At 44.2% G+C, this 11947-nt stretch carries 12 protein-coding genes; 10 read left to right on the forward strand and 2 right to left on the reverse strand.

The window, feature by feature from the left end; translation table 11 throughout:
* The first annotated feature begins 16 nt into the window (after positions 1–16).
* From GVT53_RS15795 to GVT53_RS15805, 3 genes are all read left to right on the forward strand, one after another.
* Positions 17–1159 (forward strand): alpha/beta hydrolase, encoded by a 1143-nt coding sequence (locus tag GVT53_RS15795; protein ID WP_166249456.1) that lies wholly within the window; start codon positions 17–19, stop codon positions 1157–1159.
* A gap of 123 nt (positions 1160–1282) precedes the next feature.
* Positions 1283–2641, forward strand: coding sequence for a DNA repair protein RadA (gene radA / locus GVT53_RS15800; RefSeq protein ID WP_166249457.1), 1359 nt, complete (start codon positions 1283–1285; stop codon positions 2639–2641).
* A gap of 51 nt (positions 2642–2692) precedes the next feature.
* Complete coding sequence (locus tag GVT53_RS15805; RefSeq protein ID WP_166249458.1) at positions 2693–4849, forward strand: outer membrane protein assembly factor BamB family protein; 2157 nt, start codon at positions 2693–2695, stop codon at positions 4847–4849.
* On the opposite strand, the gene GVT53_RS15810 is transcribed toward GVT53_RS15805, so the two are convergent.
* On the reverse strand, positions 4850–5890 hold the full coding sequence (locus tag GVT53_RS15810) for an NADP(H)-dependent aldo-keto reductase (protein ID WP_166249459.1): 1041 nt from the start codon (positions 5888–5890) through the stop codon (positions 4850–4852).
* A gap of 65 nt (positions 5891–5955) precedes the next feature.
* A complete protein-coding gene (locus GVT53_RS15815; protein WP_166249460.1) occupies positions 5956–6717 on the reverse strand; it encodes an exodeoxyribonuclease III in 762 nt (253 codons plus the stop codon).
* 134 nt (positions 6718–6851) lie between these two features.
* On the opposite strand from GVT53_RS15815, the gene GVT53_RS15820 reads away from it, so the two are divergent.
* The 7 genes from GVT53_RS15820 to GVT53_RS15850 all read left to right on the forward strand — a co-directional run bounded on the left by GVT53_RS15820 (position 6852) and on the right by GVT53_RS15850 (position 11938).
* Entirely contained in the window at positions 6852–7412 is a 561-nt protein-coding gene (locus GVT53_RS15820; protein ID WP_166249461.1) for a cysteine hydrolase family protein, read from the forward strand.
* Positions 7412–9484, forward strand: coding sequence for a TonB-dependent receptor family protein (locus GVT53_RS15825; protein ID WP_166249462.1), 2073 nt, complete (start codon positions 7412–7414; stop codon positions 9482–9484). Before GVT53_RS15820 ends, GVT53_RS15825 begins: the two co-directional genes overlap by 1 nt.
* 49 nt (positions 9485–9533) lie before the next feature.
* Positions 9534–9881 carry an iron chaperone gene (locus tag GVT53_RS15830; protein ID WP_166249463.1) on the forward strand — a complete coding sequence of 116 codons (348 nt, stop codon included), beginning with the start codon at positions 9534–9536 and terminating at the stop codon, positions 9879–9881.
* Between the two features lie 6 nt (positions 9882–9887).
* The gene (locus GVT53_RS15835) at positions 9888–10373 is read left to right on the forward strand and encodes a GyrI-like domain-containing protein (RefSeq protein WP_166249464.1); all 486 of its coding nucleotides are present in this window, start codon (positions 9888–9890) and stop codon (positions 10371–10373) included.
* An 81-nt stretch (positions 10374–10454) separates the two neighbouring features.
* Positions 10455–10709: an autorepressor SdpR family transcription factor gene (locus GVT53_RS15840; protein WP_166249465.1), complete on the forward strand. Its 255-nt coding sequence runs from the start codon at positions 10455–10457 to the stop codon at positions 10707–10709.
* A gap of 3 nt (positions 10710–10712) precedes the next feature.
* Entirely contained in the window at positions 10713–11354 is a 642-nt protein-coding gene (locus GVT53_RS15845) for an SdpI family protein (protein ID WP_166249466.1), read from the forward strand.
* A 68-nt stretch (positions 11355–11422) separates the two neighbouring features.
* On the forward strand, positions 11423–11938 hold the full coding sequence (locus tag GVT53_RS15850) for a DUF3124 domain-containing protein (RefSeq protein ID WP_166249467.1): 516 nt from the start codon (positions 11423–11425) through the stop codon (positions 11936–11938).
* Positions 11939–11947 lie beyond the last annotated feature (9 nt).

The following is an 11947-nucleotide window of genomic DNA, read 5'->3' on the forward strand; positions in this document are numbered from 1 at the left end:
GCCTAAATCTTAACCAATGAAAAAATGTCTATTTCTACTGATAGGCTTTACTTGCTTGAACCTTAGCGCTCAAGTAAAAAAGGAGATATTTGAATCCTTCAAACTGCAAGAGCGCAGAGATGTCTCCTACTATTTTCCCGAAGATTATTCCGATGAAAAAACATATCCATTGATCGTGGTTTTGGATGCCGAATACTTGTTCGACCTTGTTGTGGCCAATGTAAAGTTCCAAAGCAGGTTCGATCGCATGCCCGAAGCCATCGTGGTCGGGGTTCACCAACTCCAAAACGATCTTCGCTGGGAAGATTGTGCCTACGAAGAAGTCTCTGGACTGCCCACGGAAAAAGGCAAAATGTTCTACGAATTTTTGGGAACGGAATTGATTCCCTACTTGGCCACCACATACAACATTGCACCCTTTAAAATGTTTGTGGGGTATGATATCACGGCCAATTTTGGCAACTACTTTTTGTTCAAAGACCAATCCTTCTTTAATTCCTATATCAGTATTTCGCCCGTATTGGCCACCGAAATGGAGAGCAGGGTTCCCGCCCGTTTGTCCGAGCTGGACCAGACCATCTTTTACAATCTGATCGTAGAAAAGCAACCTACGGATGATAGGCAACGTGTGCTTCAAATGAATACCAGCATCAGCTCTATTACCAAAGAATCCCTGCATTACTTTTTTGATGAATATGAAAATGCCGACCACACCTCTATAGCAGCCTATGGCATAAGCAAAGCTTTTGATAACGTTTTCAGTATTTACAGACCCATTACCCCTGCTGAGTACAAGTCGGATATTTTGACATCCGAAGAACCCGTGTTCAATTATTTGGAAAACAGATATCAGACCATAGAAAACCTGTTCGGGTTTGAAAAGCCTGTGGAACTCAACGATATTATGGCCATTTATGCCGCCTGCCTGAAAAAACAAGACTACGAATCGTTAAAGCCATTGGCCGAACTCTGCAAAAAACAATTCCCGGAAACCATGATGGGCTTTTATTTTGAAGCAGAACACTATGAGTTTATCGGAGAGCCCAAAAAAGCGTTCAAAACCTTCGAAAAAGCCTTCCAAATGGAAGAAATCGACTTTCTGACCAAGGACATGGCCCTCGAAAAAATCGATGCACTAAAAGCAGACTTCGGGTACTAGCTGGATGGATTCCCAGATTATTGGATTGTTAGATGATTTTCCTCTAAAATTCCAACTATCTAACCATCCAAATATCCAATCCAACGTCTAATTCCATATCTTTAGGCCCCTCATTTATTTTGAATGGCCAAGACCAAAACAGCATTTTTTTGTCAAAACTGTGGAACCCAATTTCCAAAATGGGTCGGGCAATGTTCCTCTTGCAAGGAATGGAACACAATTGTGGAAGAAGTGGTCCAAAAAGAGGACAAGAAAAATTGGAAAACCGATAAGGTTGCCAAACAGGCCAACAAACCCCTACGTGTTTCCGAAATTACCCAAGAAAAAGAACTCCGATTGGACACCAAGGACCAAGAGTTCAACCGCGTATTGGGCGGCGGACTGGTACCGGGCTCACTGACCTTGCTGGGCGGGGAACCGGGCATCGGAAAAAGTACGCTGTTGCTTCAGATTGCCTTGAAGCTACCCTATAAAATCCTATATGTTTCAGGCGAGGAAAGTCAAAGGCAGATAAAAATGCGTGCCGACCGTATTCAGCCCAACAGTGAAAATTGCTACATCCTTACCGAGACCAAAACACAGAATATTTTTCAGCAGATTTCAACCATTGAACCCGATTTGGTCGTCATCGATTCCATTCAAACATTGCACACCGATTATATCGAATCCGCTGCGGGGAGCATTTCACAAATCCGAGAAAGCACTGCCGAGCTCATCAAATTCGCAAAGGAAAGCCACACCCCCGTTATTTTGGTGGGTCACATTACCAAAGATGGCACCATAGCAGGCCCCAAGATTCTGGAACATATGGTGGATACCGTCCTTCAATTTGAAGGCGACAGAAACTATGTGTACCGTATTCTTCGTTCGCTCAAAAACCGATTCGGCTCCACTGCCGAACTGGGCATTTACGAAATGCAGGGAAGTGGATTGCGCGAAGTGAACAACCCTTCAGAAGTGTTGATCTCCAAAAATGACGAAGACCTCAGCGGTACCGCGATTGCAGCCACCGTGGAGGGTATGCGGCCCTTGCTCATTGAAATTCAAGCTTTGGTAAGCACCGCCGTGTATGGAACACCGCAACGTTCTGCCACAGGATTCAATGCCAAAAGATTGAATATGCTCTTGGCCGTTTTGGAAAAACGTGCAGGTTTTAAATTGGGTGCAAAGGATGTTTTCTTGAACATCACTGGAGGAATCTCCGTGGATGATCCCGCCATCGATTTGGCCGTTATGGCCGCCATCCTATCCAGCAATTCGGACATCGCCATTGAAAAAGGTATCTGTTTTGCCGCAGAGGTAGGGCTTGCAGGGGAAATCAGGCCCGTGCAACGCGTGGAACAACGCATCCTTGAAGCCGAAAAATTGGGCTTCTCCAAAATATTTGTCTCCAAAAACAATAAGATTGCATTAAAGCAATCGGGCATACAGATTCAAAAAGTATCCAAGATTGAGGATGTCGTCGCACACCTATTTGGGTAAAATTACGTTTTGATGGTTTCTTTCTATATTTAGGAAACTTTCAAACTGCACATGAACAAAATTTTACCCCTGCTCGTTTTAGCCTTGATTTTTTCTTGCTCCGAACCAAAAATAAATACGGCCGACAAAGCTTATTTCACTACTTGGGAACATTATTTGGGCGACCCCGAACGAACACATTTCTCCAATCTTGATCAAATCGACACCACCAATGTTTCCCAATTGAAACTCGCTTGGAGCTATAAGAGTGGGGGTCTGCAAGAAGGAAGAACCACACAGATTCAGACAAGCCCTTTAATGATTGAAAATGTGCTTTACGGGGTAAATGCAGCCATCGAACTGTTTGCCATCAACGCGAAAACAGGAGAAGAAATCTGGAAGTTTTCACCAAAAACCAAGGATGAATCGGGCTTGGGGCTCAACCGGGGCTTGAATTATTGGAAATCCGAGGGTTCTGCTCCGAGTCGCATCTTTTTTTCATCAGGCCCAAGATTGTATGCCATCAATCTTAAAACGGGCCAGCCCATTAGTGCTTTTGGCAACAACGGAAGTATCGACCTTCGAGATGGTCTGGGCAGGGACCCGAACAAATTATCCGTGGTCTCCAATACGCCGGGGGCGGTTTTTAAAAACATACTGATTCAAGGCACCCGAGTTGGCGAAGGTCCCGGTTCTTCCCCAGGGCACATCCGAGCCTTCAATGTGCTCACAGGTGAAATTCTCTGGACGTTCCATACCATTCCACAGCCAGGAGAATTTGGTTATGAAACTTGGCCTGCCGAAGCATACAAAAAAGTGGGTGGTGCCAATAGTTGGCCCGGTATGGCATTGGACAACGAGCAAGGCATTGTTTACATCCCCACAGGTTCGGCAGCATTTGATTGGTATGGCGGTGACCGCGAAGGGTCCAACCTGTTTGCCAATTCCCTATTGGCTTTGAATGCCAATACCGGGGAGCGAATTTGGCATTTTCAAATGGTGCACCACGATATTTGGGACCGAGATTTACCGGCACCACCCAACATAGTTGACATTGTTAGGGATGGACAAACTATTCCTGCCGTGGCACAGGTGACCAAAAGTGGCCATGTATTTGTATTCAACCGAATTACTGGAGAGCCACTGTTCCCCATTGAGGAAAAATCGTATCCGAGTTCCACATTAATTGGAGAAAAAGCATTTGAAACCCAGCCCTTGCCCTTAAAGCCTAGGCCGTTTGCACGTCAAATTTTGACGGAAGATGATCTATACGCTCCCAATCGAACTGCTTTTGTTGATGATTTGGTACAAGGGAATGAAAATGAAGGCAATCCAACCGTATTGGAAAAATTCAACTCCATTACCTCACAAGGGCAATTTATACCTATGGACACCACTGGAGTGATTCTATTCCCAGGGGCCGATGGTGGTGCCGAATGGGGTGGAGCAGCAGTCGACCCACGGCACGGGGTGATGTACGTTAATGCCAATGAAATGGCATGGATCATAAAAATGACAGAGGTTGGAGGAGATGAAGAGGGTGCAAGTGTGGGGCAAAGTTTGGCTCAAATCCATTGTGCCAGATGTCACGGTGGGGATTTGCAAGGCTTGAACGGAATTCCTGAGCTTCAAAACGTGAAGTTGCGACTGGAAACCGATTCCATAAAAAGCATCATCCAAAAAGGGCGAGGCGCCATGCCCGGCATGCCAAATCTGTCCGAAGAAGAAACCAATGCCATCACCAATTTTTTAATGGATATCGAAGAAGCAAAAGATCATAGAGTGGAAAAAACAAAAATCGATGTCCCCTATTCCATTTCAAGTTTTGCAAGGTTTAAAGATGATAGGGGTTATCCCGTGATAAAACCGCCGTGGGGCACCTTGAACGCCATCGACCTAAACACGGGCGAATATCTGTGGACTGTTCCTCTGGGACACGAAGAAAGTTTACAAGACCCCAATGTTCCTGTTTCAGGCTTGGAAAATTATGGTGGGCCTGTCATAACCAAAGGTGGTGTGCTTTTTATTGCGGCCACCAAAGATGAAAAAATCCGTGCGTTCCATATGCAAACAGGCAAGCAACTCTGGGAAGACCAACTGCCAGCTGGGGGGTATGCCACACCCATTACCTATCAAATTGATGGGAGGCAATATTTGGTTATCTCTTGTGGGGGTGGCAAAATGGGCACACCTTCGGATGATGAGTACCGTGCCTATGCTTTGGAATAGTTAAGGCGCCGGATTCGGAATAGCGTTGTGGATTTCCTCAATGCCTTCCAAAACCTCATCGGAAAGGTCCACATGGATACTTTCAATGTTTTCCTTGAGCTGTTCCATAGTGGTTGCCCCAATAATGTTACTGGTAAGGAAGGGCCGGGTGTTTACAAAGGCCAAGGCCATCTGCGCCATGCTAAGACCATGCTCCTGTGCCAATTGTGCATACATTTCCGTGGCTTGCACAGCGGTATCTCCGCTATATCTGTTGTAATTTGGAAACAATGTGATTCGTCCTTTTCTAGGAGGAACTTCCGTAAGGTATTTTCCGCTCAACACACCAAAGCCAAGTGGCGAATAGGCCAACAAACCAATCTGTTCCCGCATGGAAATCTCCGACAGACCCACTTCAAACAAACGGTTCAAGAGGTTGTATGGGTTTTGAATGGTCTTCATTCGAGGCAATGACTGATGTACTTTGCTCTCTTCCAAATACCTCATAGCGCCCCAAGGCGTCTCGTTGGACAGTCCTACATGGCGAATTTTCCCTTCGGCAATCAAATCGCGGAGCGTTTCCAATACTTGATGGATATTATCATCCCAAACATCCACGGCATGGGCATTGTACCCCCGTTGTCCAAAATAATTGGTGTTCCGCTCCGGCCAATGGAGTTGGTACAAATCGATATAATCTGTTTGCAAACGCTTTAAACTGCCCTCCACCGCGCTGATAATGGATTCCTTGCTGAATCCCGTACTGCGTATATGTTTTGCTGCATGACCAGGTCCCGCTATTTTGGAACCCAGCACTACTTTGTCCCGATTTCCTGTTTTTTTGAACCAATTTCCGATAAGCTCTTCGGTTACCGCATACAGTTCCTTCTTTGCGGGAACTGGGTATAGTTCTGCAGTATCGAAGAAATTCACTCCTTCATCCAGAGCATAATCCATCTGTTCGTGGGCATCATCCTCGTTGTTCTGACGTCCCCAGGTCATGGTGCCCAAGCAAATTTTGGAAATTCGGATATCGGTATGTGGAATTCTGGTATATTTCATTTCTTACAAGTTTTAGGACGCTTAAAGATAGTCAAACGGAAATATCGGACATTATGCGATTGTTATTAATCCACCTCCAATAAAATGGGGCAGTGATCACTGTGCTTTGCCTCCGACAAGATCACGGAACGCTTTAGCCTATCCTTTAATGGTTCGGCCACCATGCCATAATCCAAACGCCATCCCTTGTTGTTGGCCCTTGCATTGGCCCTGTAGCTCCACCAAGTATAGTTGTCCGGCTCTTTGTTGAAGTGTCTGAAGCTATCGATAAACCCACTGTCCATAAAACTTCCTATCCATTCTCGTTCCACAGGTAAAAATCCTGATACATTTTTATTTCGGACAGGATCGTGGATATCTATGGCCTCATGACAAATGTTGTAATCTCCTAAAACAATCAGATTGGGACGTTCTTTTCTGAGCTCATCGGCGTATTTCTGAAAGTCCGCCATGTACATCAGCTTGTGGTCCAAACGTGCCAGATTGGTCCCGGATGGCAAATACATGCTCATAATGGACAGGTCCCCATAATCGGCACGAATGTTTCTTCCCTCAAAATCCATATAATCGATTCCCGTTCCAAACTCCACATGGTCCGGCTGCTTTTTGCACAACAGGGCAACACCGCTGTACCCTTTTTTTTGGGCACTGAACCAGTAGTGATAAGGATAGCCCGCTTCCTCAAAAAGTTGGGTGTCCACCTGTTCTTCCATGGCCTTGGTTTCCTGAAGACAAATAATATCCGGGGATACGGCTTGCAACCAATCCACAAAACCTTTGTTCATTGCGGCGCGGATTCCGTTGACATTGTACGATGCGATTTTCATTTGATCAAATTTGTTCAAAAATAGCTATTGTGGGCGGATGCCTAAAATTGATTTTGCCAATGGCTGCATCAACATTTGGAATCAAGACCTCCTTTCTTAAAGTTTTCCCGTAATTTTAGATCAAAATCAACCCCATGACCGCACTCGTACTCATCGATATCCAAAAAGGGCTGGAAGAGACATCGTTTTATGGCACGGAGCGAAACAATTTGGATGCTGAAAAAAATTGTGGCAAATTATTACGATCATTCAGAAAAAAACAATGGCCCATTTTCCATGTAAAGCACAATTCCACAAATATCGATTCCCCTCTTTATCCCAACAAAATAGGAAACGATTTTCGCCCAGAGGTACGCCCATTGATCAGTGAACCCGTTTTTGAAAAAAGTGTAAACAGTGCTTTTATCGGCACCAATTTAGAACACAGTCTAAAAGTTAAGGGAATTACCGATCTGGTCGTCGCCGGACTCACTATCGAGCATTGTATTTCCACTTCGGTACGCATGGCCTCCAATTTGGGCTTCAATGTGATTTTGGTATCCGACGCTACAGCTGCTTTTGATAAAATAGGGTACGATGGCAATAGATACAGTGCCGAGGTTATTTTTCATTCAGAATTGGCCAACTTAAAAGATGAATTTGCCACGATCAAGGATACCCAAACCTTGATTGATGAACTTGATAAATCATTTTAATGAATTTTATACAAAAAGGACTGCCCTTACTTTTTATCATTTGTTCCATACCACAATTATTGGCACAGGACACCCAAAAAGATTCCATCACCCGTTTGGACGAGGTGGTACTGACCCAGGATGCCATTCCCAAAAAGGCCACGGGCATCACGGCCTCATCAAAAATAGCGGGACAGACCTTTGAGCGTTTCAATCCTACGGACATCCCATCAGCCATCAACCAGATTTCCGGAGTTTACATTCTATCCGGGACCATCAACACCAACAGGATTACTATTCGGGGCATTGGGGCAAGAACGCCCTACGGCACCAACAAATTACGGATGTACTTTAACGGTATCCCCGTTACCAATGGCACTGGTTCTTCGACCATCGAGGCTTACGATTTTGAGAATTTGGGTGCGGTAGAAGTCATAAAAGGGCCCAAAGGCACGGCTTTCGGGGCGAATCTAGGCGGTGCGATCTTATTGGACACCAAGGCATCGGTCGAAGACAGAACGCAGCTTATCAATTCGTTCACGATCGGCTCGTTCAATATGCTGAAGGACAACCTGACATTCTCCCATTCGGAAGATGGCCTTGATATTTCCCTTAGCTACAACCACTTGGAAACCGATGGCTACCGACAGAACAGCCAGTTCCAGCGTGATGGCCTGCTGCTGAACACAAAGTTCCGAACAGGCCAAAAAAGTAGCATGGCACTTTTAGTGAACTATATCGACTACACGGCACATATCCCAAGTTCCATCAACCAAACCGATTTTGAGGAAGATCCTACAAGGGCGCCATCAAACTGGTTGGAGTCCCAGGGATACGAAGCAAACAAATATATTTTGACAGGTCTGTCACACACATATCAATTTTCGGAACAACTGCAGAACACTACCAGCATTTTCTACACCTATCTGGACCACTACGAACCGAGGCCTTTTAATATTCTGGATGAATTTACCAACGGATTTGGCCTACGAAGTCGATTCACAGGTAATTGGGGCAAAGCGGATTTCAGTTTTGGAGGCGAATTCTATAATGATGAATACCACTGGGGCACTTTTGAAAACCTTTATGAAGAAAATGACGGCAACGGCAGCTTGCAAGGCACTCAACTGAGCGAAAACATCGAGTTTAGAAGGCAATTCAATCTTTTTGGGACGCTTACCTACCCCATCACAACCAAGTTTTCCGCCCAATTGGGCCTCAATTTGAACAAGACGAATTACGATTTCAGGGATTTGTTCAATCAAGGAGCGGAAAACGCTTCCGCAGAGCGTGATTTTGATGCAATAGTGTTGCCAAACCTTGGACTGAGCTATCAATTGAAAAACGGAAACATCTATGCCAACGTAGGCAGGGGTTTTTCCAATCCCAGTTTGGAAGAAACACTTACCCCGGGAGGTGTCATCAACCCGGACATAGCACAGGAAACGGGAACCAACTACGAATTGGGGACCGAATGGATGCTGTTCAACAAAAAATTGTCCGCCAATATGGTCCTGTACCGTATGGATGTAAAAAACCTTCTGGTTGCCCAACGTGTCGGTGAGGACCAATATGTTGGCAGAAATGCGGGGGAAACCCGCCATCAAGGTTTGGAACTGGACTTGCAGTATCGAGGTAGATTGTCTCGATCCCTCAGCTTTTCCCCCTATCTCAGCTATACCTTGAACGACCATAGTTTTGTGGACTTTGTGGACAATGACAACGATTATTCGGGCAATCCGCTCACCGGTGTCCCTAAAAACAGATTGAGCTCTGGAATAGATTTTAGGCATGCCAATGGCCTACGATTAAATTTGACCCATCAGTTTGTGGACGAGATTCCATTAACCGACGCCAATTCCTTAAACAGCGATGCCTTTAATGTGTTCCATGCCAAGTTGGGTTTCCGCACTTCACTTTCGCAGAATATCAGTTTGGGACTGAACGCGGGGGTCAACAATATTTTTGATGCCAATTATGCACAATCTGTTTTGATCAATGCCGTAGGTTTTGGCGGAGCCCAACCACGGTTTTATTATCCGGGCAATGACCGCAATTATTTTGGCGGGGTGCAATTGAATTATGTTTTTTAGTTATATGCTAGATGCAGAATAGACTATCTTTAAATTAAACATACTGACCGTGGGGAAAATAGAAGAATACATTTCAAAATTTCCGAAAGAGGTGCAACTGCATCTTCAAGAAATTAGAACCATCATTAAGAAAACAGCTCCGATGGCCACGGAACAAATGGCCTATGGAATGCCCGGTTACAAAACCAATGGAAAGCCGCTTGTCTACTTTGCAGCGTACAAAAGTCATATCGGTTTTTATGCGACTCCGTCTGGACATGAAACGTTTCAAAAAGAGCTTTCAAAATACAAACAAGGAAAGGGTTCTGTGCAGTTTCCTTTGAACCAACCCATCCCTTTTGAACTCATCGAACAAATTGTTAGGTTTAGAGTTGAGGAGAATGCTAACCTAAACTAAAATTTAATGACCCCAAGAATACAAACCCTACCCACAACCTTGTTGGTCGGCAAAAAATCAATCACCTCCTTCGCAGACAACAATACGTTTGAGCTATGGCACAGCTTTTCACCAAGAAAAAAGGAAATCAAGCATTCCATCAATGATAATCTCTATTCCGTTGAGATTTATCCCAGCACTTCCTTTTTTCAAAATTTCAACCCCACCCAAGTATTTGAAAAATGGGCGGCCATTGCCGTTTCCCAAGTGGAAGAAATACCCGAGGAAATGCAAAGCTTGACCCTTCCCGAAGGATTGTACGCCGTGTTCTCCTACAAAGGAAAACCGAGTGAGGCTATGGAAACCTTCAAATATATCTATTCCGAATGGCTCCCCAATTCGGGATATGCAATGGATCACAGACCCTATTTTGCATTGATGGGGGCTAAATATAAAGGAGAACACCCCGAATCCGAGGAGGAGTTTTGGGTTCCCATCAATGCTGAACAGTAGGTAATCTTTAGTGCTAGAATCACATTACTTTGAAATATCATTTTTTATTTAGACATTTATCTAAATAACTAAACAACAAGCATGAATTCGTTGTTCAAAGCCCTTAATGATGAAACGCGCCGACAGATTGTGGAACTGCTCAAGGAAAAAGATATGAATGCGGGAGAAATTGCCGAACGGTTCCATATTTCCAAGCCAAGTATTTCGCATCACCTGGATATTTTAAAACAGGCAGACCTCGTCACCAGCGAAAAAAAGGGACAGTTTGTGGAATATTCCCTGAACACCACCATTTTAGAAGATTTGCTCAACTGGATACTAACCCTTAAAAAATAAATTATGAACCTTAAAAAAGAATTGCCGCTCATCGGGATTGTATTGCTGCCCTTTCTCTATTTGGCCTACGTTTGGAACCAATTGCCCACCGAAGTTCCCTTGCACTGGAATATCAAGGGGGAAGTGGACCGTTACGGGGACAAATCGGAGCTTATCCTTATCCCCATTTTAACTTCCTTGTTGATTTATGTGATTTTCTTGGCGGTGCCCCATATCGATCCAAAAAAACAGATTCAAAAAATGGGCAAGAAATACGATACCTTAAAATGGATTATTACCACTTTTATGTCCGTTTTGGCCTTGTTCATCATTTATACGGCAAAAAATCAATCCGTTGCCAACCCCAATTACATTTTGTTGCTATGCGGAGTCCTTTTCATCATATTTGGCAACTATTTCAAAACAATCAAAGCCAATTATTTCATTGGTATCCGAACGCCTTGGACTTTGGAAAACGAAGTTGTTTGGAAAGAAACCCACAAATTGGGAGGCAAAATCTGGTTCGCTGGCGGTTTGCTTATCATTCTATCCAGCCTAATTTTTAATGAACAGACCAATTTTATCATTTTTATGACCTTAGTCGCAATAATGGTATTGGTTCCTGTCGTCTATTCTTATCTGTTGTTTAAAAAGAAAAAAGTCTAGTTCGTCAAAAAAAGCTTTGAATGAGTTGGTGAGTAATCCGTATCTTAGTTATTCATATTTCAAGATATATGCTAAGTAAGTGGGTTCCTTTTGCTTTTTTACTATTGATTTTTTCATGTACTGAAAAAACCAAGAAAGGGGTGAGTTCTATCGATCCCGTAAATTGGAACAACAGGGTGGCCGCTATTTCCCCAACAGATTCCTTGATGACCGGTACCTCCTATCTCTCCGTATATTCCGAGATTTATAGCGAAACGGAACACCGTACACACAACCTTACCAGTACCATAAGTATGCGCAATACCAACCTGAAGGATACCATTTACATCACTAAAGCGGAATATTTTGATACCAAGGGCAATCCCATAAGAACCTATTTTGATGAACCCATCTACATCAGACCTATGGAAACCGTGGAAATTGTGATCGATGAGAAAGACCGATCGGGCGGAACGGGTGCCAACTTTCTTTTTGATTGGTCCATAAAACCAGATTCCCACGAACCCTATTTTGAAGGGGTGATGATTTCCACTTCGGGATCGCAAGGCCTATCCTTTACCACCGAAGGCAAACGAGTGGAATGACATTGTCGG

This window comes from Flagellimonas oceani (genome assembly GCF_011068285.1).
GTDB classification, from domain to species: Bacteria; Bacteroidota; Bacteroidia; order Flavobacteriales; family Flavobacteriaceae; genus Flagellimonas; species Flagellimonas oceani.

What these genes read in the sequence shown, in the direction of transcription:
- GVT53_RS15840 (WP_166249465.1), top strand. Translation starts at nt 10,455, where the DNA reads ATGAATTCGTTGTTCAAAGCCCTTAATGATGAAACGCGCCGACAGATT.
- GVT53_RS15795 (WP_166249456.1), top strand. Translation starts at nt 17, where the DNA reads ATGAAAAAATGTCTATTTCTACTGATAGGCTTTACTTGCTTGAACCTT.
- GVT53_RS15810 (WP_166249459.1), bottom strand. Translation starts at nt 5,890, where the DNA reads ATGAAATATACCAGAATTCCACATACCGATATCCGAATTTCCAAAATT.
- GVT53_RS15835 (WP_166249464.1), top strand. Translation starts at nt 9,888, where the DNA reads ATGACCCCAAGAATACAAACCCTACCCACAACCTTGTTGGTCGGCAAA.
- GVT53_RS15825 (WP_166249462.1), top strand. Translation starts at nt 7,412, where the DNA reads ATGAATTTTATACAAAAAGGACTGCCCTTACTTTTTATCATTTGTTCC.
- radA (WP_166249457.1), top strand. Translation starts at nt 1,283, where the DNA reads ATGGCCAAGACCAAAACAGCATTTTTTTGTCAAAACTGTGGAACCCAA.
- GVT53_RS15805 (WP_166249458.1), top strand. Translation starts at nt 2,693, where the DNA reads ATGAACAAAATTTTACCCCTGCTCGTTTTAGCCTTGATTTTTTCTTGC.
- GVT53_RS15820 (WP_166249461.1), top strand. Translation starts at nt 6,852, where the DNA reads ATGACCGCACTCGTACTCATCGATATCCAAAAAGGGCTGGAAGAGACA.
- GVT53_RS15845 (WP_166249466.1), top strand. Translation starts at nt 10,713, where the DNA reads ATGAACCTTAAAAAAGAATTGCCGCTCATCGGGATTGTATTGCTGCCC.
- GVT53_RS15850 (WP_166249467.1), top strand. Translation starts at nt 11,423, where the DNA reads ATGCTAAGTAAGTGGGTTCCTTTTGCTTTTTTACTATTGATTTTTTCA.
- GVT53_RS15815 (WP_166249460.1), bottom strand. Translation starts at nt 6,717, where the DNA reads ATGAAAATCGCATCGTACAATGTCAACGGAATCCGCGCCGCAATGAAC.